The 21,591-nt window shown below is 46.9% G+C and carries 16 protein-coding genes; 5 read left to right on the top strand and 11 right to left on the bottom strand.

Going from position 1 to position 21,591, the window contains the following annotated elements; genetic code table 11:
- Positions 1–202: 202 nt before the first annotated feature.
- On the bottom strand, positions 203–1,609 hold the full coding sequence (locus tag RID21_RS03885) for a hypothetical protein (RefSeq protein WP_350187259.1): 1,407 nt from the start codon (positions 1,607–1,609) through the stop codon (positions 203–205).
- Between the two features lie 207 nt (positions 1,610–1,816).
- Entirely contained in the window at positions 1,817–5,524 is a 3,708-nt protein-coding gene (locus tag RID21_RS03880) for a hypothetical protein (protein WP_350187258.1), read from the bottom strand.
- Between the two features lie 703 nt (positions 5,525–6,227).
- Between RID21_RS03880 and RID21_RS03875 the strand changes: the two genes are divergently transcribed.
- Positions 6,228–6,731, top strand: a complete 504-nt coding sequence (locus RID21_RS03875; RefSeq protein WP_350187257.1) for a DoxX family protein — start codon at positions 6,228–6,230, stop codon at positions 6,729–6,731.
- A 30-nt stretch (positions 6,732–6,761) separates the two neighbouring features.
- Positions 6,762–7,331, top strand: coding sequence for a hypothetical protein (locus tag RID21_RS03870; RefSeq protein ID WP_350187256.1), 570 nt, complete (start codon positions 6,762–6,764; stop codon positions 7,329–7,331).
- 59 nt (positions 7,332–7,390) lie between these two features.
- On the opposite strand, the gene RID21_RS03865 is transcribed toward RID21_RS03870, so the two are convergent.
- A complete protein-coding gene (locus RID21_RS03865; RefSeq protein WP_350187255.1) occupies positions 7,391–8,197 on the bottom strand; it encodes an MBL fold metallo-hydrolase in 807 nt (268 codons plus the stop codon).
- Positions 8,198–8,301: 104 nt separating this feature from the next.
- Positions 8,302–8,523 carry a CIA30 family protein gene (locus RID21_RS03860; RefSeq protein WP_350187254.1) on the bottom strand — a complete coding sequence of 74 codons (222 nt, stop codon included), beginning with the start codon at positions 8,521–8,523 and terminating at the stop codon, positions 8,302–8,304.
- Positions 8,524–9,138: 615 nt separating this feature from the next.
- On the opposite strand from RID21_RS03860, the gene RID21_RS03855 reads away from it, so the two are divergent.
- Both RID21_RS03855 and RID21_RS03850 read left to right on the top strand, forming a co-directional pair.
- Positions 9,139–9,411 carry a hypothetical protein gene (locus RID21_RS03855; protein ID WP_350187253.1) on the top strand — a complete coding sequence of 91 codons (273 nt, stop codon included), beginning with the start codon at positions 9,139–9,141 and terminating at the stop codon, positions 9,409–9,411.
- A gap of 89 nt (positions 9,412–9,500) precedes the next feature.
- Positions 9,501–10,127, top strand: a complete 627-nt coding sequence (locus RID21_RS03850; protein ID WP_350187252.1) for a thermonuclease family protein — start codon at positions 9,501–9,503, stop codon at positions 10,125–10,127.
- Between the two features lie 4 nt (positions 10,128–10,131).
- Here RID21_RS03850 and RID21_RS03845 read toward each other — a convergent pair whose 3' ends face one another.
- Positions 10,132–10,932, bottom strand: a complete 801-nt coding sequence (locus tag RID21_RS03845; protein ID WP_350187251.1) for a GIY-YIG nuclease family protein — start codon at positions 10,930–10,932, stop codon at positions 10,132–10,134.
- A 227-nt stretch (positions 10,933–11,159) separates the two neighbouring features.
- On the opposite strand from RID21_RS03845, the gene RID21_RS03840 reads away from it, so the two are divergent.
- Positions 11,160–11,864 carry a hypothetical protein gene (locus RID21_RS03840; RefSeq protein ID WP_350187250.1) on the top strand — a complete coding sequence of 235 codons (705 nt, stop codon included), beginning with the start codon at positions 11,160–11,162 and terminating at the stop codon, positions 11,862–11,864.
- A gap of 326 nt (positions 11,865–12,190) precedes the next feature.
- Here RID21_RS03840 and RID21_RS03835 read toward each other — a convergent pair whose 3' ends face one another.
- From RID21_RS03835 to RID21_RS03810, 6 genes are all read right to left on the bottom strand, one after another.
- Positions 12,191–13,462 (bottom strand): hypothetical protein, encoded by a 1,272-nt coding sequence (locus tag RID21_RS03835; RefSeq protein ID WP_350187249.1) that lies wholly within the window; start codon positions 13,460–13,462, stop codon positions 12,191–12,193.
- A 335-nt stretch (positions 13,463–13,797) separates the two neighbouring features.
- Positions 13,798–14,208, bottom strand: coding sequence for a hypothetical protein (locus RID21_RS03830; protein WP_155363050.1), 411 nt, complete (start codon positions 14,206–14,208; stop codon positions 13,798–13,800).
- Between the two features lie 281 nt (positions 14,209–14,489).
- Positions 14,490–16,787 (bottom strand): serine/threonine-protein kinase, encoded by a 2,298-nt coding sequence (locus RID21_RS03825; RefSeq protein WP_350187248.1) that lies wholly within the window; start codon positions 16,785–16,787, stop codon positions 14,490–14,492.
- A 113-nt stretch (positions 16,788–16,900) separates the two neighbouring features.
- Positions 16,901–17,539, bottom strand: coding sequence for an RNA polymerase sigma factor (locus tag RID21_RS03820; RefSeq protein WP_350187247.1), 639 nt, complete (start codon positions 17,537–17,539; stop codon positions 16,901–16,903).
- A 208-nt stretch (positions 17,540–17,747) separates the two neighbouring features.
- Positions 17,748–19,709, bottom strand: a complete 1,962-nt coding sequence (locus RID21_RS03815) for a DUF2779 domain-containing protein (protein WP_350187246.1) — start codon at positions 19,707–19,709, stop codon at positions 17,748–17,750.
- Between the two features lie 183 nt (positions 19,710–19,892).
- Positions 19,893–21,584: an ATP-dependent nuclease gene (locus RID21_RS03810; protein WP_350187245.1), complete on the bottom strand. Its 1,692-nt coding sequence runs from the start codon at positions 21,582–21,584 to the stop codon at positions 19,893–19,895.
- Between the last annotated feature and the right edge of the window lie 7 nt (positions 21,585–21,591).

Genomic DNA, 21,591 nt, shown 5'->3' with positions numbered 1-21,591 from the left:
TGTCAGCAGCTAATATTTCCCGTGCTGTGCCCTGGATACGGATACTGCATTCAGGACACAGGGGACAACACCAAAGGCCTGCGATCCCGTTGGGGACCGCAGGCCTTTTTTTTAGGTGTTCCAGAATAGGCATCCATATGGTGCCAAGTGCCCAGACAGCATGACACACAAAAAGGGTACGTAACCCTTTGAGGTCAGGGCCTTATGGGGCCGGTAAGTATTCCGTGTTTTCTTTCGTTCCCATAGATTCTGTATTATTCGAATTTACTGGTGTATGATTCGGATGTTTCTCACACTCGGACAGATTCTGTTCAATCTTATTGATTTCTCTTTCTCGTTGAAGTAGCTCCGCTTCAGCGTTTTCAAGCTCGATAGATTCCACGCGGTGGCGTGCTTTCCGGGATTCCAACATCTTCCAGCTTAAATCTAGCCGTGCACGTTTGGAATCAAGTTCCTTTCGTAAAATTGCATTCTGTTCGCCTGTAGAGGGCTTTTCTCCTTTCTCCAAAGAAAATTGAACTCCGTAGATCGACAACTTTTCAAACACTTCCTCTGATGCACGGCTTCTCGCAATTTTGCTGGGAAACTGCACATACACATGTCCTTCACCATCAAAGTCTTCGGATTCCTGAAGACTCAGGCATGCATTGGATGCCAGGATGAGATCACGTTCGATCATTGTTACAAATCCATTGTGATTGGCGATAATGCCCAACAAGGATTTCTCGACGCGATCAATTTCTTCACACCTTTCTGATGCTCCTGGAAGGTTCTCTTCTGAGTACTTGAACATGAAGTCATAAGAGAATTGCCGAGAAAACTGCCCCATGCCAAATGGAATCACATAAGTGTTATAGACACGGTTTGTCTTACGATCCGTGTACCGAAACTTGATACCTTTTATTGACAGGTCTTTGATTTCCTTAAGCCGCTGCTTATGGGACAATATAGCAAAATATTTTCGGTACTCCTTCCTGTCAAAATCCCGATTCCAAAGAGAAGTTCGCCGAGAGTGGACATTCCTTTCAGTTCCAACGGGCTCTGTTCTGACTCCATATCGCCCCCATTCTTTTGCGACCTTTTTGATCACCTTAGTTCGACCGACTTCTGAGAAGAACATGCCGATAATAAAATCATCACTCCCAAATCCTTCTTGAAATCCGTAGAAGCAGCTAACTGGTTCTTTTGAATCAGCGTATCCAGGTTCAGCCCCTTCCTCTTTCACGATTCCTTTAAAACGTCGGATTGTAGATTCGATGGAACTTTTCACAATTTGTACTGCGGCAGCAATTTCTTCCTGGGTTTCCAGCCTTTCTTCTTTGAACTGGAGATAGCCTTGGACTAATTGCTCGTGGCAGATCGTAAAAACCCTCATGAGAGGAGAACTGCTGTAAAGCAGGCCCGTTTTTTTGTCCAACTCCGTAACTTCGAAGTCCATTTCCCAGAACTTTCGAAATTCGTCAACTCTCTGGGATTCGGACATCTCGTTGAAACGGAATTTAACTTCCTTCCAGCGATGATGGAGTTCTTCTTCACTGAGTACCATCTCAGTCATTCGTCCACTAACCTCTGACGGCGTTGGACTTGAATCTAAAAGCTTTGTGTTCATCGTGTTCCTCTCTTAAAAGGAGTTCAGGGATACGGCGTCGCTCCAGCAGCGTGACTGGCGGGTAATTTTAAACCGCCGTTGCCGTTCTCACCCATATCTATCGAAAGGCCGTAACACGGAAACCAAAACCGGGAAGAGAATAAGAAAAGTCCTGCAATCCTATAGGGGGCCGCAGGACTTTTTTTAGGTGTTTGCGAACCAGGCTGTTTACCATTCTGAAATATCTATTACATTTAGATAAAGAGATAATCGTCGGTCACGATACCCTTCTTCAGAGATACTCAAAAATCCAAACTTCGATTCTCCAAGCCAGTCAAAAGTAGGTAGCGATGACGATGACTCTTTGAAACCAGGAAGCAAGCACTTGCCTACCAATTCTCCATTGGGTGAGTACCGAACTAATTTCGAACCAGAAATCCAAAACCATTCGCCGTTTCTGCTTTGCTGCAGTCCCCCGTCAACTCGATTACCTCTAGCTTTCCAAAGCTTCTTTGCACTTGATGTATCAATGCAGAAAACATCATTTTCCCTATTACCAACGATTGCCAGATTGCCAAACACCTGAAATGTTGATTTCGGTCCGTATCCCACAGGTATGCGGCCTGTTATATTACCGTCACTTCCAATAATCACCACCGAATCATCAGTGCGAACAACAGTCACATTCGCCTCAGTGATAGCCACTCCAGTCGGTGGACGATAAGAGTCTGCACCGATCGCTTTGATGTCATAGCTCGCCACCTTTTTACCATTGTGCAGCAACGTAGCTGTTCCACTTTTTGGGCTCATAACTTGGATTAGGCCATCCGCTAAAAACGAAGTCTTTGAGAGCTTTGATAGGTCGTACCGCCAAAGCTCCCTTCCATTGTTACCATAACTCGCCAGGGAAACTGAAGAATCTGCCCCATTCGATGTGTGCACGTTTTCATATCGTATGATTCCAGAATCTGAAAATCTTGTTGAGCTTTTATCTAACACGTTTTCGTTCGGGAAAAGATAGTTCTTGTTGAATCGTATTGTTTTTGACTCGACTTTACCTTCTTGGGATACCTCCCACAGCTTCAAAGAGAACCTGTCCTCAGAATCCGGAATTGCCTGGCCAGATCCTCTTGCGATGGCCGAAGTTAACAACCCGCTATCAGTAAGCCGCAGCTTGCTACCATCCGCATTGAGGTGGGCCGCGACCGGACCAGACAACTCGTCGAGTACAAGCGTCTTGAGCACGCTCCCCGAATCTGTTAATACTGCGAAACGATGATCGGAACCGCTCGCGGTTCCGGCAAAGAATGCGTCCTTACCAGCGAAGAGGAAGACGTCCCAGCCATCTATCGTTATGGGTATGTTATTGGTCTCAACCAACAACAGATGCCGAAGTGAGTCTCCCAGGTGGAATGCGGCGAAGTGGCCATTTGAGTCTCGGATCAACTTGTTTGCGTTTTTTTCTAACAGTAACTGGACAGACTGCTCGATTTGGGGTCGATCGCGTTCTTCGACGTCTCCCCAATGCTTGCTTAATAGTAGTAATGGCGTATCGCCGGACTTATTCTTTTGATCTACGTTGATATCTTTTTCGAGGACTATCTTCAATAATTCAACATCTGCGACCTCACATGCTTTGTGAATGAGGGTGTATCCTTTATTGTCTCGCGAGCGAAGGTCTGCCCCGTATTTGGCGAAAAGGTCGAGTATTTTTCCACATCGCTTAGCAGTTTCTGCGTGTGTCATCGACGGCCTGCCTTTTCTTTTGTCTGTCGTCTTTTCAATGACACTGTGCAGTACCAAATGTACGGGATGGTTTCCTTGTGAATCAGTAGACCCGAAGTTGAACCCTCTTTTTTGCAGGAACCCAAGCAATGTATCCGATTCGTCGAGTCCAGTTTGACTATTTAGTGCCAGTAAGTGCACAAGGTTTCGTTGCTTGGAATCAACTTGCTTGACACTCGCATCGTGGTTCGCGAACCAGTCTAGGAGTCTCTTGGCGGCATTGGTTTCGTTCCTTCCAGTCAGTTCTTCCAGGCAGGATTCAAACGCAACATGCAATGGTGGTCTCCCAACGTCCCCCAATTCGGAAAGACTCTCACCGAAGCTATTAAGAGCATTCAGCGTCATTAGATCTCTCTTTTGTGCCGCATAGTGCGTAGGTGAGTAGCCTTTCTCCATCGCTTCTTTGGTTTCTCGATAAGCACTTGAAACTTCAATTGAAAAATAGTTTTTTGCTCGTTTGCTAAGATAGAGAGAGTCATCTGAAATCATCTCATCCCATTTGTCGGCTCCAACAGCCGTATAAAAATCTTTCCATTCGCCTGTTATGGGGACGTTGAAGTGAATGGAAGAGCATACGAGCATTCGACGAAGGGCTTTCATTTCATTGAAATATTCTCTTTCTCGAATCGCGGCTTCTTTCGGAGAGAGAGCAGACGCCTCTTGAAAAATCCGGATCTGACGCTTAAATCCATTCTGCAAAGTAAATGATTGGGTACCGGAGTATGTGAGGGGAAGCATAGCTCTACCGTCACTTTCAAATTTAGTTGTCACTGTCGACAAAACAGCACGCCCTTTTGATTGGATTGGCAACTCGATTTGGATCTCGTAAACGCCTTCAGAGATCTGTTTCAAGACTGTAAAACTATGATTGACCGGCGTTGTTGCTTGTAGCATCGTTAGCGACCCCATCTCAGCTACGATTTCATCAGGTTCAGGCCATTTATTCCATTTTGCGATGCTTGGCTTGGCGGTTTGGCGAGAAAGAGGAGTAGATGTGTCGTCCCCGCGAACTTCTTGGACTTCCAAAGACTTATCTGCATTTTCAATCTTCTCGACAATTCGGAATTGACTGGCGTCCCCCATGGTTTCATCGAGTTGCGTGCTAGCCTCACCTTGGAAATAACCAAGTGCCATGAAAAGCAGTACTGCGACGATCGAGGCAGAAGCGACTCCGATTTGCAATCGGAACGGTAATGTTTGCCAACTTGAGTAAACTGACTGAATTAGTCTGATGCCTCGCAGGTACGATGCTGCCGAAGAATCTGAGATGGTTTCTAATTCTTGCAGCTTCTCACCAATCAAAGCATTTTTACGCAACGATTGATTCCCTACAGCTGCGTTCACAGTTTGATTTCGTGATTTCGTGATCGCCTGTTCGTTCTGCCGATATTCCTTACGAGTTTCTTTGAGTTCTGATTTCAGTGAAGCCGCATTAGTAATGTTGGACCGTCCAAGTATTTGAGCAGCGGCTGATTTTCGGTCTGCCACTGCTGCTTCCGCCTGCTCTAGTTTCTCTTTGGCCGTCGTGACCTGCTTACGCTGGTGTATGATTGCTTTCAGTACTTTCTCAGTCTGATCACATCGAACGGACAACTTTTCTTTAGATTTCAGTATGGCTTCGCCGATAGCCCGGTCCACTGAATTGATCTTCAGCTCTTCTAGCTTGATTTGGCCTTTCAGTTTAAGTTGCTGAGCTTGAATTTTCGCTTTATCCATCATCCCTGCGTTTTCATCGGCAGTAAGTTCCGTTCGTTGACGCTGCAGATTTTCAATGCGGGACTGTAGTTCTTTTCGATCAGAGAAGATTTGATGATCTGGCAACTCACCGGAACGGAGGCCAGCGAATGCTGCCTGACCCAACTCGCCCGCATAAGCTGCCAATTTCTTCTTTTCTACAGCCAGTTGCTTTTGGGCAGCAGACAGATTACCCTCGGTCTGTTCGAGGCCAGGCAGGACTTCAGTCAGCTTCTTTTCTAAGTCTTTCAGCTCCTCTTGGCGTGAAAGTAATTGGTCATGCTCAGAGATCAGTCTGTCGAATTCAGCAGAGCCTCTTACTGGTGAATTTGGCCCGAGAAGAGTATCTGCGACTTCGTTGCTGAGGTCGTTGTAGAGCTCTTGCGGATTTGCATTACTTTTTGAATCGCTACTCATTTTATTGTCTCTCTGTGAATATCTCAAAGTTTTATGTTATGCCCGTTACGGAAGGAATTCAACGCCTTCGTCAAAGCCATAAATAGCACCACTTGCAAAGACACCAATGCCTCCATGAGTCCATGAGATTTCAAGGGTCTTCTGCTCACCGAATCCAAGAGAGTGCCGTTTTGAATAGAGGACATTGCGTGAAGCACTATCTTCAGAACTTCCGTGCCAGAACTGCACGAGCTGTGATCCGGGGGCACCATTGTTTTTGATCGTGATGAACCACTATGCTGTAAATACTCCATGCGAAGTATTCCAATCTTCCACAACGAACTTCGGAGCTATTAAAGTCGATGAGGATGAATCGCTACAGCCAGCGAAACAGAATGCCGCCAGTATCGAACAGCAAATGGTCATCAGATAATGGATGGATCTCGGAGATTTCATGATTGATACTTCCTGTAAAGTAGATGAATTGATGTTCGAGAGACGATGTCGTGTATCACACCTATACCTATCGTGAGAGCGTAACACAGGGATCGTAAAATATTCTGTATATATTGAGTTGACCAACACACCCGACACAAATGGCACAGTGGGAGCCATGCAGACGGTCTGGATTGGTCTGTAACCTGATTTAGAGAAAGAGTATAGGGAAATGCCGGTGATGGATTGGAGTGAGGTTTGGAGGCAGTCTGGCTGACAGGGAAGTGATATGCTTAATTATCCCAGTCGACTACAACTACTGGGTACCACTCTTTTCAATCTAAAGTTAGAAAAACAAGTAGGGAAGCCCCATCCCCAAGCGAGAACACAGATGAGTCAGGTGAAATCAATCTCAAAGTTTCTTCTCGCGATCTTCATGATCGTGGCTGGCACGATGCACTTCGCGAATCCAGCATTCTTTCTGAAAATAATGCCCCCCTATCTCCCTTTTCATGAAGAACTGGTGCTAGTCAGTGGCGTTTTTGAGATTTTACTGGGGGCTCTGCTGCTGATACCGAAATATTCACGTCTGGCAGCGTGGGGGATCATAGCCCTGTTGATTGCTGTATTTCCGGCCAACATCTACCTCTACCAGAACCAGGAGATCCTGCCAGCTTCGCCCACCATTCACCTGCTGCGACTGCCGTTGCAGGGTGTATTTGTATTGTGGGCGTTCTGGCATACACGGTCACGAACTTATGCGAGTAAAGTCACCGATCAGGATGATTCCTGAATTGACTGGCACCAAGGATCATAAGGACGCATGAATAAGCCGATCAATGACATGGACGACCACTATGAATTCATGACGAAGCAACTCCGTTCGCTTCGTCATTTGGAACGATGCTTGTTTGCTGTATGGTGTGCCGACCGCCTGTTAATATCACACGACGATCACCTCATTAAGAATTTGTCACAATCTGATTTGCGAACATTACATGACATCCTGAACGATATCTGGGATTCATTGTTGAATGGTATGATCCCTGAAAAAGATCAACTGAATGCCCTCGACATGGACTTCATGGAAGTCGATGACGGATGGGCCGATCCCATGCGAGATGTTGATCCCATTATATCCATAGTGCAACAGAGCATTGGGATGTGTATTCTATGCTGTCGCAGAAACGATGTGGGGGTGTCCCAGGATGTTGCTCAGTCAGTGATTGATGGTCTTGACTGCAAGCTTGAAAAAGATGATCCGGTTTATACACCGGAGACCCTGTTCGAGCATCCTCAGATTCAGCACGAACTTGAAACTCAGTTGGCCATGATAAAGAACCTGAAGGGAGAGTATGAACTGGATCCGAATCTGAGGACTATGTTTCGGTAATTTTGTGACATGTACTGATCCTGTCGCTCATCATCACGTGAGAGTCATCAATACGGAAATTATTCTTCCAGAGCTTTGATGTACCGTTCTGCTGATCTCTGGACAGCCGCTTTTGCATCTGTGGCAACAATTTTTCCCCAGAAGGCTCCGTAAATACGAGAGAAACTGAACGGTTCGACGGTGTCAGCAATTCGCCGAACTACCGATGCTGGCAGTGGGATCAGATTGGGGTAAGAGTACATAAAGCTTACCCAGCGTCGATCCTGAACCACTTGCAGAATATCACCGGTAAGCAGCACTCCTTCTCCAGCCGCCCCCTCAGGCCAGTGCAGGACCGTGCCCCCGTCAAAGTGTCCTCCGCACCGAATCAATGTCAGATCATTGCTGACCTCCTTCGTTTCACCCTCCCAAAACTGGACAGCAGGATCGGACTGCATCACCCACTCTTGGTCATCCTTGTGCAGATAAATAGGACAATCAAATGCCCGGCTCCATTCCACCATGCTCGTGTAGTAGTGCGGATGTGAAATTGCGATGGCAGAAATACCACCAATACCTTTGATCATTTGGATGAGGCCATCATCAATGAGAGGGATGCAGTCCCAGAGGATGTTTCCTTCGGGACGAACAATAAGTAGTGCCCGTTGACCAATGGCAAAGGATGGTTCCATTCCGATCCCATAGAGACCAGCTTCTTTAAGCCGAATGACGTTTCGATGCGATTCTTGAAGGTCAGAGAAAGTCGTCCATTGTTGCCCATTCCAGCCAACATACTGCCGCTCATCAGTACAAATCTTGCACTCGGCAGGTGGTTGGTCGGATTTATTGAATTGCGTTCCGCAGGTTGTGCAGATGAAGTGGGGCATGCTGCTTACTTTCCATTGATTTACTGACAGGTCGCATAAGTTCCTATATTGTCAGTGGAGCTTGATATTCAGCGTTGTTACAGATCGCTCTGGATGGGGACGATTTACTCTTCGGTTTTCTTCACTTTGATCCACTCGACTTCCAGCTTGAAAGGGCCAGCTTTCTTATCCCCCAGGAGAAATCCCAGGCCAGCCACATTACTGGGATCAAACTTCTGATTGGGAAAAACCCGGCCTCTCCAGGTCGCCACGAAGTTTCTGACTGGTAGCTCGACTTCAATCCATTCATTCTTCTTAGTTTCAAAAGACTGTCGATAAAGTCGCATTTATTTCGTCCTTTAAGCTACCAATGTCGACTTAACCAAAATGATTATGAGAGGATGAGAATAGTATTAGCTGGGACTGGCATGATACATCTATCCGAGTATCTGCAGCATCTTATCAACGGACTTGGTGATCGTTCAGCGTTTAAATTTCCTGATTAAAATCTGTTGATTTTAGCACTGTTTTTATTGCGATAATACTCACTTGACAATTTACCTGCTGTTAAACAAAATTTCAGTATGTTTGTGGTTGATAGAGATTATCGACAGAATTTAGTCTAATTCAAATTTGCATCCTCAATCATCTGGTGTTCAATATGACTCGTGTTACGCTGTATTTTTCCGTCGTCCTACTCATGCTTGTAGGTTGTAGTGGCCACGAAGCGGGTACTCCCGTTGAAATTGATAATTCAAGAGACTGTGCGAGTTGCGGGGGCACTGGTCGTATCGAAGGTTCATGTGCAATCTGTAATGGAGACGGGCATCGAACCTCCGGAGTATTCGGGGGAGAGGCAGTGATGTGTTCTGCTTGTGGTGGAACGGGCTCGGTCGCGATGAGATGTAATGCGTGTGGTGGGAGTGGACGATTACGAATCGAACATAGCATGGAGACGGCTAATGGCGAATGATCAGGGATGTGCCTCTGGTTTTTTGGCAGTATTGGGGCTCTTGCTTTCTGCGATTTACCTTTCGAATATAACAATGGGCGTAGTAGAAATTCCTGACAATCTTCCACTCATTGGGAATCTTGACGAAGTGTTTTTTTCAGGTGTCCTATTTGCTTCGTTGTCTCGCTTGGGGATCAATCTTCCGGTTGGTCAGCGTCGTGTTCTGATCGAAAGGGATTTGAAGAATCAGATACATAGTAATGATGAGGTCGACCAAATTTAACCGGATAATCAATCGCCGCTGTTCTGTAAGTGGTGACGCAATTTTACCAGCACTTAAAACAGTTAATCCATTCATTCTACCGGAACGATATGCGTTATATCACCGCCATCCTGATTCTGCTCACCTTTGGGATTGTTTTTGCTGCTCCGCCTAAGGTTGTTAGTACCCTCACTGGAAAAGTGATTGGAGTCACTGATGGCGATACCGTCAAGGTGCTGGTCAACCGCCAGTCAGTCAAAGTGCGACTAGAGGGAATCGACGCACCAGAATCCAGTCAGAGCTTCGGAACGAAATCGAAGCAGGCATTATCAAAGATGGTTTTCGGCAAAACCGTGACGGTCAAAAAGACGGGGGAGGACAGATATGGTCGCACTCTTGGAGTCATAATAGTGGGCGGCCTGGACACCAACGCAAAGATGATTAAGGATGGTTGGGCCTGGCATTACAAAAAATACAACGATGAAGCACGCCTGGCGAAATTAGAGCGATCAGCCCGACAGGCGGAACGTGGTCTCTGGGCTGATGCCAATCCGCTTCCACCCTGGGAGTATCGGGCCAGAAAGAGAAGGCCGAGTAATACCCCCGGCACAAAGTTCTGGCTGAATACATCATCCAATGTGCGGCACAACGAGAACTGTGAATATTTCAAGAACACAAAGCGTGGTCGGATTTGTGGGCCGAATGATGGGAAAGCATGTGGCAGATGTGGTGGGTAAATTCTCACTTTATAGACTTGATGAGCGATTCTTTTGCTGATCGTGACATCGCCTTGATTTCCAGTTCACGCTTGAGAGCCATACTTCGATTCTCTTGAGTTTCATGATAAACCATAGTGACTGGTAGACGACTACGGGTATAGCGTGAAGCCGTTCCAGCATTGTGCTGCTCACATCTCCGGTTTAGATCTGTCGTGATTCCTGTGTATAAGGAATCATCAGCACACCTGAGAATGTAAACAAACCATGTTGTAGTATTTGGGGGTTCTGCCAGATCTGATTCTGCTGCTTCCAGTTTTCTGGAATCCACCATTCTCCGAAATGCATCATTAGGCGTGCTAAACCCATCAGACTTTTTCTCAACAATAGCTGACAGCAAAAAGTCATTCAGCTTAAATCCCACCTCATGTGGAGACATAGCATCCTCAATCAGTAAGTCCTGAGCGTATTCGATCAGTTGATTCATTGAACTTGTTACAGAGCGATTTAATGCTTTACCAAACCGAACTGTTTCAAATTCAGGAGCAATGAATTTCCGGAAAGCCCACTGATTGGCATCATCGGCTGTGAAATCCCGGATACAGTCTGCTGCATTTTCGGCGAAGACCTTTTGATTAGTAATACCTTTGGCTGGCATGACACAGCAATAGAATGATTTGGTATTACACAGCAAAATGTACTGACGGCGATTAGCTGGAAAGATGTGGCATGACCAGTCACTAAAAGGGTTCCGGTCTAATGGGCTGGCATTGAGCGTACCAATTTTGATTTTCTGCTTGAGCCTTTGAGAGAGACGAAAGATCATAGCGGTTCTTTTTATAAATAGTTGTTTGCTTTTATGTGCATGGCAGTATAATAAAGCAGCCGTCTGGAGCAGGCACACAGACGGCTTTTTTTACGAATGGATCCATTTTAAACTATCCAGTCATGCCCAGATTATCTCTTTGTGCCTGTGTCCTCTTATGCTTGCACTTCGCAGTCGCGGCTACCTTCGCCGATGAACCGAGTCCAGGGGCAGATCTCAGCTCCCAGTTGCGTAAAATACCCACCACGGCTTCCGTCGTAAATACGCCGATCAAGTCCAAACCCAAACAAATAATCATTCATCTGCTGAACTGGCACTTTGTGTCCCGAGATGATTTCGCTACTGATCTTTCTGATTCCTCAAGTGGTAAATTATCTGAAGCAGAGATCGAAAGGCAGTATTTTGAATTCCTGGAGGATGTTGAAGCGATTCAGAAAGAGCAGAAGCAGATCCTGAGGTACCTGATCAAGAATCACGAAGTTCGATCTGTGTACCTGGAAGGGCTCACTGAGAAAAACTTAAATGCGTTCAATTCGTTCGTTAAAACGCTTCGGGAATTCGAAGTGCCAGAAGGTGATGGTGCATTTGATCTATTTTTGAAAGAACAATACAAACGGGATCTAATGCAGTTGGGAGTCCCTGCCCAGTTGATGATTACAAATGAATTGAACTCTGTTATCCCACTGGAAAATTCAGCAGCGTTTAAAACGGCCAATCCCATTGGCGGAAATGGCAAGATTCAATTTGATGAGAAGGCTGAAGAGAAACGGGAAGATGAGATGCTCAAGATCTTACGTAAAGGGCAGGGAATCAATGTTATCGTGCTGGGCGGTGGGCATGATTTGACGGATAACCTGGAACGAATGAAACTGGATTCGGTGCAATATATCAGAGTGGCTACAAATTCTTATGAAAAACCAAAAACAAACTGAGATGAAATATAATTGTCCCTCACCTCACAGAAACTGTCTGCGAGTGAATTCAATTAAGAGATTGCGTGGATCGTGGCCGGATTGAAGATTGCCTTTGATTGTTTTTAGATGGGAAGAGATATTTGAAAGATCGACATTTCTGAATTATGGCTTTAGCTGCTCTAACATTATCTGGTTAGAAGATTCTCATTGTTTCCATATGAAGAGAGGCAAGAAAATAACACAGTCGATCTTAAATGCCCACTTCCTCTACCTTTGAAGAAGTGGGCCAGATATCGAACATTGTGGTTGTTTTTCAGTATTAACTGACCAAGGAAGATTTTGTCTCAAGTGTCTTTTTCTTTCTGTGTAGATTCCCAATTCGCAATCTGATTATTGATGACTTGTTCTTTTAGTTCATCGAATGTAGGGCCTTTCATGAGACGAAGTTGATTTTCTCTGTCCGGGTCACTTTCGATACGGGCTTTCATCCATGCTGCGTATGCAATCCTCTCGTTGAGATTCATTATGACCTCCCTCGTATCTTCGTCGATCTCCACTCCATATATGCTTAGGGAGTCCAAGATCTCCCTGGCGAACTGGTTACGGACTGCTTCGGTCGGAAATCGACAACCAATCATTGTGGATGACGGCCCCTCATATATGATGGTTCCATCTTCGTTTTCATGAAGCATGCGTTCAAAGACGAAAACTTCCCCGCCATTAACTTCGACGTCATCGCGGATTGTTCGTTCAATCTGGACGATCGTTCGCATTCTTTCTCCATCTTCGTCATCCAAGAACTCCATGTATTCGCGGATGATCGACTTATCAATTGGGAAAGAACAGTCCGAACGGTCACAAGGTGGGACAATACCCAGAGAATAATCCACGTAGAAATATATATCGCTTCCGACGCTGCTGTACTTCGTACCCATATCAGGATCCGTCATTTCAAAAGCAACGCCTTGCTGCCAAAGAACTTGAATTTCTTGCAGTCGCTCTTCGTGTGACATGCCGTTGAGACGCGACCTAACTTCACTGTCATCAAAGCACTGCTGGAAGTTCTCTCGCCACTCTTGGCGTTGTTGGAGTTCAGTCAAATTGATTTCCGTTCCGACTCCCCAGCCTTTCCAGTCAGTGAGGATATTGTCTGTGGCAGCATTTCTACTGTCACGTGAGAAGAATAGTCCGATGACGAACCCATCGTTCCCAAACTCTAAGAATGGAAACTCAGAACAGACCTCTGTCTCAACATCTCCACTCGCGACGACTCCATAGTTGCTTTGTACTGAATCCTGAATAGAACTCAGGATCTTTTCGGTTTGAGAAGCCACGACTTTTTCATCAACAAAATCAATATCATGCTTCCATTTAAGTTTCTGAGCGACCAGCTCGTTTGAGATCGTAAAGACACGCACTAAAGGTTGACTCCCGCATAGAATCTCCCCTAATTCGGTATCCGCGACTTGAAATAGAAATTTATCTCGCCACATACTGTGCAGCAATTCGCATCGCTTCTGTTCAGGGGCTTCGTAGACAATCCGATGAAAGGTGTCATCAGATTCGTCCTGAGGGCCAGCGGCCTGTAGGTCGCTTTCTTGTTCTGGCTTACGCATTGTGAGTTCTTCCGAAAAGAGTTGCATGGACCGAACGGACCAGTTCCGTTCACATTCATACCTCTCGAGGCGGCGTAACACGGAAGTCGAAAAGGAAATTCTTTAACGCAGATATGTAGAAACACAAGCTATTCTGAAGACAGGTGTCTATTTGGATGGGCATTCTCCAAGGCGGCTCACTGCCTGATCTTGCTATGGCACTGATGGAGCTACATGTCGGTTCTTGGAAAGAGAAACCCGCTTTCCCTCGTGGTGAAGGAAGCGGGCTGGATAAATAGCTCTTGCTTAGAGCTCTTGGTTTGAGCTGTAACTGGTACTCGATACGGCTCTTTTCTTTAGAAGCCTACGAAACCACCAAAGGCTTCAGTTACTTTGCTTCCCAATTTTTCCTCCAAGACCCTTGCAAAACTCTTTGACTCGTATGCATACAAGTCACCTTTGTTCTTGAACAGCAGCATCTCGTCGTCGTCGATTGTGTACCAAAAGTCCTTCGCGGATGTCCCAGAATGCCCAAGTGATAATGCTCGGATTGCCATGGCGGCACTCAAGGCGGTCTGACGGTTGGAAAAAATCGCATCCATGAAGAAGCCAGGTTTCCTTCCGTCCTCTTCGCTGGTGCCTGAGATGTTCTGCCCACCCAAATGATGCATTAACCTGCGAACATGAGTCGGGAATTTCCTGTTCATCAATCGACTGGTGGCGGCCTCGAGGGGGATAGACACTTCTAACTTCGCTCGCTCTGACATGAGTAGTCTCCATAGGGAGGGATTCTTCTGCGAGTCAAGAAACGATCTTTGACTCTTCACACTCATGCCTATCGCGGACGTGTAACACTGGACGACGGAAGCTTGCTAATTTCGCAAAATCGGGCCTGGTAGGATTGATCGGTCCGAGGACCTCTCGAATGACAGCCTGAGAGCGTGCGGAAAGCACACGTGAACCCTGGAATCCCATCGGCAGAGGGGCCGCCTGCTAAGGCGTTGACGCAGATTTGTAGGGGGAGAAGCGTCCCTTCGCCGCTCTTGAGCTAGTTCTCCGTGGCTGTCCGGTTGCTCACTTTGACCGTGGAGATCTTTTGCCAGAGCTCGGAATCCAGCCGGATTTTCCGCGTCTGCACCGAAGCCGGGGAGAAAACGAGAGCCCGGGTGGTTCCAGCGAACGTGCTTTGCACCATGCAGAAGGGAGCAATGGTGACATGGAAATTATTGGTTTTCGACTGCGACCCCTGCGTCCAGCCAGTGACCAGCACAGATTCATCGGGACGTCCCGAATGCCGATGAATCGGCGAGACCAGCAGGTTTGGGACGCCACTGAGCATGCGATCTGTCGGGAGACCATTGCTCAGCGTATTTTGGGGCAATCCAACGTCGACATAATTGCGACCGAGCCACTCCCAGGAGTCGACATCGACTTTGGTACCGGAGTCATCAAGAAACTGCGTCTCAATGGTGCGAGACATGAGGGGAAACGCCATCAGTTTCCCAAAGTCATCGTCTCCTCGGGCAGCAACTGTTTGAAGCCAGTGTTGGTTTGTCGGTTTTATGAACTGCCATCCAGTACCCTTCACATTGATCGCACCAAAGTCCACAACATAGTGCCTCCAGACCTGAAAGGTCTGAGCACTGTTCCAGTCAATAAGTAACGAGACGATGCCCTGCGTTCCAGCGGTTCGCGGATCGCTTTCGATTTGTGGTAACGAGTAAACAGGCACGCCATCTTCTGATTTATCGGATCTGAGTGACGTTGGTCGAACCGTTACTTCTTCAGGATTGCCAATCGCAATTGAATCGAGTGTTTGTTTTAGTCGGGGCAGGGTGGCACGGTAGGCGGCTTCATCCGGAGCAAGTTTAACGGAGCAGATGAGCTCATCCGCTCCCTGATCGTACGTGGGGGGCTGCGGGACTTTTGCTGTCACCATTCCGGGGAGCTGCTGTAAGATCGAAGCCAAGTCATTTGCGGGCACTTGGTCCGGCTGGCCAGAGCGGAGACCTTCAAGCGTCGATTCCACATTGGTGCGGAATTCAGCAGTGTTACGCTTCAGGCGAGGGGCAACCTCGTTATTCCATTTTTTGGACAGTGCCTCATTGGCCTCCTGCTGCCGTGCATCGAGCTGCCTTGCGACTTCATCTTGGACGATGAATCGGTTCACCATCCCTCCTGAAATGTCGCCGTAGTTTACGACAAACCCCCAAATGCCAAGGGCTACTGTGGCCAGGATTGCGGAAGCTGTAAGGGCTGTCTTCACCCGGGATCTGATGAGAGCCCGTCGAATCTTCTCAAGCCGTGAGATGACGACCGTGATATTCTTTGGTCTTTTTCCGGGAGAATTACGGGTCATCCACTCAGCAAGTTTGTTCAGTTTTTTAACCGCACGGATCTGTTTTTTGCTGGCAGGGTCGATTGGAGTTTTGGTCAACAAGTACTTCAACATGCGGCCTGCAGAATAGATGTCAGAACGATGGTCGACTGGTCCGGTGCCATGTGCCTGCTCAGGGGACATGTAGCCGACAGTGCCAGCACCTACCAGAATTGCAGACTCCCCTGATTCAGCAGCTGACGCTAAACCAAAGTCGATGACTTTGATCGTGCCGTCCTCTAATCGCATGACATTGGCAGGCTTGATATCTCGATGGAAGTATTTTTTGTCGTGTGCATACTCCAGACCGCGACATGTGCCAATCATGGCGTCGATGATCTCTTTCGGTCCACCAAACTCGTCCAGGTTAACCAAATCTTGGAGCGATTTACCCTTCAGGAGTTCCTGGGCCAGATAAAGATTGCCATCTTGCTCACGCCACGGACCATAGGTGATCACAATATTGGGGTGATTGAGCTGAGCAACAGTCCTGATTTCACTTAGGAAACGCTCTTCTGCTTCAGGAGTATCTTGCCTGAACCGTCGGATAACTTTAATTGCATCGTGTCGCCCGGATAATATGTGTTTGGCCTCATACACTTCTCCCATCCCACCGATGCCGATTTGCTTCAGCACCCTGTAGTCTCTTACATCGCATGGCGGATGAAGGGCTGACCTCCGTTCTCTATCACGTAAGAGGCCAGATAACTTTGGAAAGAGCGACGTTGCCGACTCTCGAAGTGCATCGGCTGCAATGCCCTCCCGAGCTTTCTCCAGGTCTTCGGGAGAGATGTGAGCAAAGTGACTCGCAAAGTTGTCCTGTGGTTCTTCAAGCTCACCATAGATGGACGAGCACCGCCCACAGCTCTCGATGTGATCGAAAAGCGATTCACTCAGATTTCCGGGTAACTCGTCGTTATTCAGTCGAATGAGTTCGTCGCGTGTGGGACATTTGAGTATTTGTGCCATCTCTAGTTCACCGCATCTGTTCTATTGCTATCTGTTATTTTGGGCCACAAGGATCTCCTATTTATGACTATCGGAGAGGTGTAACACGAAAACTCAAGTTCTCGAAACCATAGTCAAACCTCAAAGCCCAGCTCCTTAAGTCGTTTCAGTACACGCTGTTTCGCCATACGCACTGCCGCTTTTGAAACATCGAATTGTTGAGCAACCTCAGCCGTTGGCACATTCTCGACCGTCGTCATCCAAAACATTTTCCAAGTCTGTTCTTTAGTCTTACTCCGGATCACTTCCAACGCTCGGGCTTCTATCTCCCGAAGTGCCTTCTCTTCTTCATCTATTTCATCGGCATCCTTCTGTTCGGGATTCACAGCGGCATTCAGCATTTCCTGCGGCACTCCATTATCTTTCGGAAGTAACCGGAAGTAGTCAGCAACCTTGTTCCGACAAATTATTCGCAGCCAACCTCGAAAGGTACCTTTTTCAGTATTGCGTTCAAATTTTCCAATCATCTCGTACACAGCGAGCCAGCATTCCTGCAGGACTTCATCTTCCGCTGATGCCGGAACATTTTTCTTTCTCATCCAGAAGAGCAGTAGTGGTTTGTAAATCAGCTCGAACTCTTGCCAGCGTTCTTCCGAAACCTCTTCGAGTTTCAGGTCGCGGATCATACTGGAGCGGGTGTGCCATTGAGACTGGGAGTGTGATGGCTGGGGGGAACGGTCTTCTGGTTTCATACTGCCGTCAGGCTCGGTCACATTTTCTCTCCCGCTGCATACATGCTCATTTACTCGCTCTGGTAACAATCGAAGGAGTACTGATCTTTATGATATCTGTCCCCCAAAGGGTAGCAAAGTATGTGACAGAATGCCATTAGCAAGGGGCAATATGACCAGCGGATGTAGTCAGGGACAGAATGGATCAGTATCTTAAAATCCGGAATTTAAGAATAGGTTGTGGAAGATCTTAATTCCTGTGATTGAGCCACGATTCGACAATCATCACCATGGCGAGTGTATCGAGTTCGCAATATCTAAGCAGGCCGTTTTCAATGTCGTCTCGATATTCCTGGGGAAGCCCGTCCTGCTGTAGACGAAGGTAAGCAGCCATCGCAGCACCGCCTCCACGGATTTCATCACCAGCCCACAAATTGTCCCAGGTATTCTTGTCAACTTCATCGAACACAGCAGGCAGAAGTTCGTAGGGATCAATGACTTTGTCTCCTTCGGTCTGAATCCATGTCTGAGTCGCAAAGTTACGGCTGGAGCCGGGATCAACTTCATATCCGTATATGGGCTTCGAATACTTGTCGCGAAGAAAAGTGGAGTCGGTCAAAACAGCGGGCAGGACGTATTTAATGGATTGTGAGCCCTTCATTCTGGGATGGTAATAGTGTCGAGCCACAAGCTCCCTCAAATCGACCATTTCTCGATCGCCAGGCATCCATGGATTTGGTTGAGACTTTGTAGGATTTGAAATCGAACTGGCGAAATTCCGCAACTCTTGGAAATCACTCTCGTCATGCCCGAACTGATCCAGTTGTTCGACGATGTGGTTAAGAATTGTGTTTTCATGAGCCGCATACCGGAAAATCGTTCCATTATCGCCGTCCAACGAAGACATCAGGTTTCGAAGGAAATCGAAATTCGGGAATGCCCCGGGTACTGCATTTAAGTATTCGCCCGCATGGGAAACGCTTCCATCTTCATGAAGTGTATGGTGGGAAAACTGAAATGCCAGGCTCTGGTATGGCCGTAAGCCCTGATGAAGTGGCACAGGAGGGGCCGCCGTTTCGAAGTCGATGAAATGCAGAGGAAATCTCCAGTTTCGTTTTACTTCATTTAGGCCATCAATGTCGACGAAAGATTCGTTTCTACCACTCTTAAGGTAATTCAGGCGAATCCGCTGCATTTCGCTGGGGTGTAAACCGGGGTTCGAGTCTACCTCTAAACTAAGGTCATCCTCGGACAGATTATCCAATTTAATACGACGTTGATTGATGAAATCCTGGGCTTGTCGAAAACTGTAAAGATCAAAAACAGTGGGGCGGTCAAAATCATCGTCAGACCAGCCGAGTACTTCTGACCAGCACTCCCGGAAACCGTCCCTTAAGCCTTCATCGCGTTGCTCTGGTGTGCAACGAAATTCGCAATTCCGACAGTGAACCCCAATTTCGGGAGCGATTTTTGTGTCTTGTTCGTAATTGTCCGCCAGCCAACGGACATATTGTTCAAAGTCTCGATTATCGAAGTTTCCGCTGCATAATTCGTCAATGTGTCCATCGACTCTTCGGGCTTTCAGTATTTCCCGACATATTGAATTCTCAGCATCATCGCCGACGAAAACGCAGGAAGTTCGGGAGCCGTCTTTCTCGATCTTGAAAAGTCGATGCAGACCGTCGACGGTACATTCCTGGCTTTTATCAACGCACATCAACCAGGAAGTGACAGTAAACTCTGGGAACGCCTGCTGTAAGACATAACGCTGGAAAGCGATATCCAGCAGGTAATCCTTCCAGTCGGAGCTAATGCGGCCTCGGGTGGTCCGAAATGGATCGTCGTCATTTCCATCAATCGACTTGGCCTTTACCTCAATCAGCTGCAACTCATTTCCTGTCTTGACCAACACGTCGATCCGGCAGAATAGATTGGCGATCGTGACAGCAGCCTCAAAAATGACAACATTATCCTTGAGAAGCAGTTGGTTGGTTTCTTCCAGTGCCTTAGCGTCGTCCAGTGACGAAACATTTCGTCCCTCCGGAAAGTAGAGCTTGGCCAGCTCACCAACAATCATCCCGCCTTCCGCAAGTCCTTGAAGAAAATCGTCCGTCTGCCGCGTGTTTGCGTACTCAGTTTTCCCAGTGTAAAACAGCTTTGTCGGGCAGCCGTGGCCGAGAATGAATCGAGATTTGGTCAAGTATCGTTTCATGATATGCGGATTCAGTTCTTCATGTTGTATAATCACCAGCCCAAAGTATTTTCATCGTTCCGAGGAGAACTCTTTTAAACCGAAGATCATGTTGTTGCGGGGAGCCATTGAGAATGGCATTGCATGTTGGAATAGTCGTCTGACATCATCTCCACTTCATTCTCCAAAAGTATTTTTAAGTCGCTATGAATTGGCCATGCTGTCGATACAATCCTGAACCTTCTTGCACAGGTCTGCCACGCGAGAGTCTTCAATATCCCCGCGTTCGTAATTCATCAAAGCGTGCTGAGGTTTTCGGTGACGGGTTGTCTTTGAGATTCCCAGCGTGTCTTCCAGGTCCGTACCAAACTTCTCAATACGACATGTTAATTTTGCGTGGCTCGATTTTCTTACCAGTTCGTGTAGCTCAGAATGTTGCCCTTTGTTCAAATCAGCATCGTGAAGGACCGCATGTGGAGTTCCAAGTTCAGAAAGTAGTAGGATGAATCTGTGAGTGTTGAATTTGCCCATGCAATCTACAACCTGAAGTCCATCGTCAGGAATCCTGATCTTTCCATCTGTAATTAGCCGGTTGATCAAAGCGATTTCTGTCGCTCCTTCAACCAAAAGGACTCGGTTTGCAAAAAACATCCCGCACCGATCCGGGTTCAGCCACAAGCAGTACTTAATAGACTCCATTTCGGGAAGATAATCATCCTCATGTGGTGGCTTATTTTTCCCGTTCCACTTGCTTGCGATCTCATTGAGTTCCTGATTTTGTTCGACAATCGAATTCCAACGGTCTTTTCGCACTTGATAAACTCGGCCGATACCCCCAACACGTCGCAATCGAAGAACGGATCCAATATTGCTAATGTTATGCGATATGAAATGCGGGGAATGAGTTGAACAAATTACTTGCGACGTCTCGTCTTTTGCAATGGATTGGAGATTCAATGCCAGTTTTTGTTGTTTCGAAGGGTGTAAGAATGCCTCTGGCTCCTCGAACAAGAGCAAGTTCAGCTGTGGGCTGAAATCCTTTGATTGGGTGGGCTTCTTTTTACCCAGGTATTTCGCACTTAGTTGAATCAAAGAAAAGATGAAATGACGTTGAAACCCTGATCCGAATTGATCCAGGCCCATATCTTGTTCGTGTGATTCGTCTCGACAATGAAAGTCAATCAGAGACTTGGTGATATCAGAAATAGTTGGCGTTTTAACTGAGAAATGAAACTCTGTTCCCCATTCACCAAGCAGACTACTCAGGTCCTCTTCAAGGCCTCCCAGCGATAGTCCGTCAGTGGTAGACGCATTACGGATGGTTTTGGAGAACTGAATGAAGTTCTTTTCAAGCTCTACAAACGCATTGCTTGAGTCGATCACTTCGTCCAGAACTGTGGATAGTAAGTCACGTAATGCAGAGGGGCCCGTCAATTTGATATGCTCATCAACTTTACTGACTGCCGGAACGTAAACAACATTCCCAAGCTTGCCCTGCTGAACCTGTTTTGCACCGTAGAACTGATCTGAAGCAAGATCGCCTTCCGGCAAGAATGCATAGATTAGCCCATTCTTCGATTTATCTTTGCAGTTCAAATATTTACGTACTTTTAGAAGGAAGTCTGGGGCCTTGTATTTATCCGCCAGTCCTTTATGTTCCTGCGGTAGTAATGCAAATGTGATATCTATCCACGACTCACCGTCAGAACCTAAAAAAGGTACATCTCGATCTGGTCGATATCCGTATTTATCTTTTTCGTAAAAGACGCGGAGAGCATCAATGACAGTGCTTTTGCCCGCGTTGTTTGGGCCAACGAGCAGAGAGTAATCTTCAAGGTCGAATTCAGTATCCCTGACACTTCTGAAATTGTGAATCGAAACGGTTTTTATTTTCATCAGTCGA

It is taken from the genome of Gimesia sp. (genome assembly GCF_040219335.1).
In the GTDB taxonomy this organism is placed as follows: Bacteria; Planctomycetota; Planctomycetia; order Planctomycetales; family Planctomycetaceae; genus Gimesia.
The sequence above is the reverse complement of the archived record's forward strand: the minus strand, read 5'-3'. Positions and strand labels throughout refer to the sequence as shown.

What these genes read in the sequence shown, in the direction of transcription:
- RID21_RS03885 (WP_350187259.1), bottom strand. Translation starts at nt 1,609, where the DNA reads ATGAACACAAAGCTTTTAGATTCAAGTCCAACGCCGTCAGAGGTTAGT.
- RID21_RS03880 (WP_350187258.1), bottom strand. Translation starts at nt 5,524, where the DNA reads ATGAGTAGCGATTCAAAAAGTAATGCAAATCCGCAAGAGCTCTACAAC.
- RID21_RS03875 (WP_350187257.1), top strand. Translation starts at nt 6,228, where the DNA reads ATGCTTAATTATCCCAGTCGACTACAACTACTGGGTACCACTCTTTTC.
- RID21_RS03870 (WP_350187256.1), top strand. Translation starts at nt 6,762, where the DNA reads ATGAATAAGCCGATCAATGACATGGACGACCACTATGAATTCATGACG.
- RID21_RS03865 (WP_350187255.1), bottom strand. Translation starts at nt 8,197, where the DNA reads ATGCCCCACTTCATCTGCACAACCTGCGGAACGCAATTCAATAAATCC.
- RID21_RS03860 (WP_350187254.1), bottom strand. Translation starts at nt 8,523, where the DNA reads ATGCGACTTTATCGACAGTCTTTTGAAACTAAGAAGAATGAATGGATT.
- RID21_RS03855 (WP_350187253.1), top strand. Translation starts at nt 9,139, where the DNA reads ATGGCGAATGATCAGGGATGTGCCTCTGGTTTTTTGGCAGTATTGGGG.
- RID21_RS03850 (WP_350187252.1), top strand. Translation starts at nt 9,501, where the DNA reads ATGCGTTATATCACCGCCATCCTGATTCTGCTCACCTTTGGGATTGTT.
- RID21_RS03845 (WP_350187251.1), bottom strand. Translation starts at nt 10,932, where the DNA reads ATGATCTTTCGTCTCTCTCAAAGGCTCAAGCAGAAAATCAAAATTGGT.
- RID21_RS03835 (WP_350187249.1), bottom strand. Translation starts at nt 13,462, where the DNA reads ATGCGTAAGCCAGAACAAGAAAGCGACCTACAGGCCGCTGGCCCTCAG.
- RID21_RS03830 (WP_155363050.1), bottom strand. Translation starts at nt 14,208, where the DNA reads ATGTCAGAGCGAGCGAAGTTAGAAGTGTCTATCCCCCTCGAGGCCGCC.
- RID21_RS03825 (WP_350187248.1), bottom strand. Translation starts at nt 16,787, where the DNA reads ATGGCACAAATACTCAAATGTCCCACACGCGACGAACTCATTCGACTG.
- RID21_RS03815 (WP_350187246.1), bottom strand. Translation starts at nt 19,709, where the DNA reads ATGAAACGATACTTGACCAAATCTCGATTCATTCTCGGCCACGGCTGC.
- RID21_RS03810 (WP_350187245.1), bottom strand. Translation starts at nt 21,584, where the DNA reads ATGAAAATAAAAACCGTTTCGATTCACAATTTCAGAAGTGTCAGGGAT.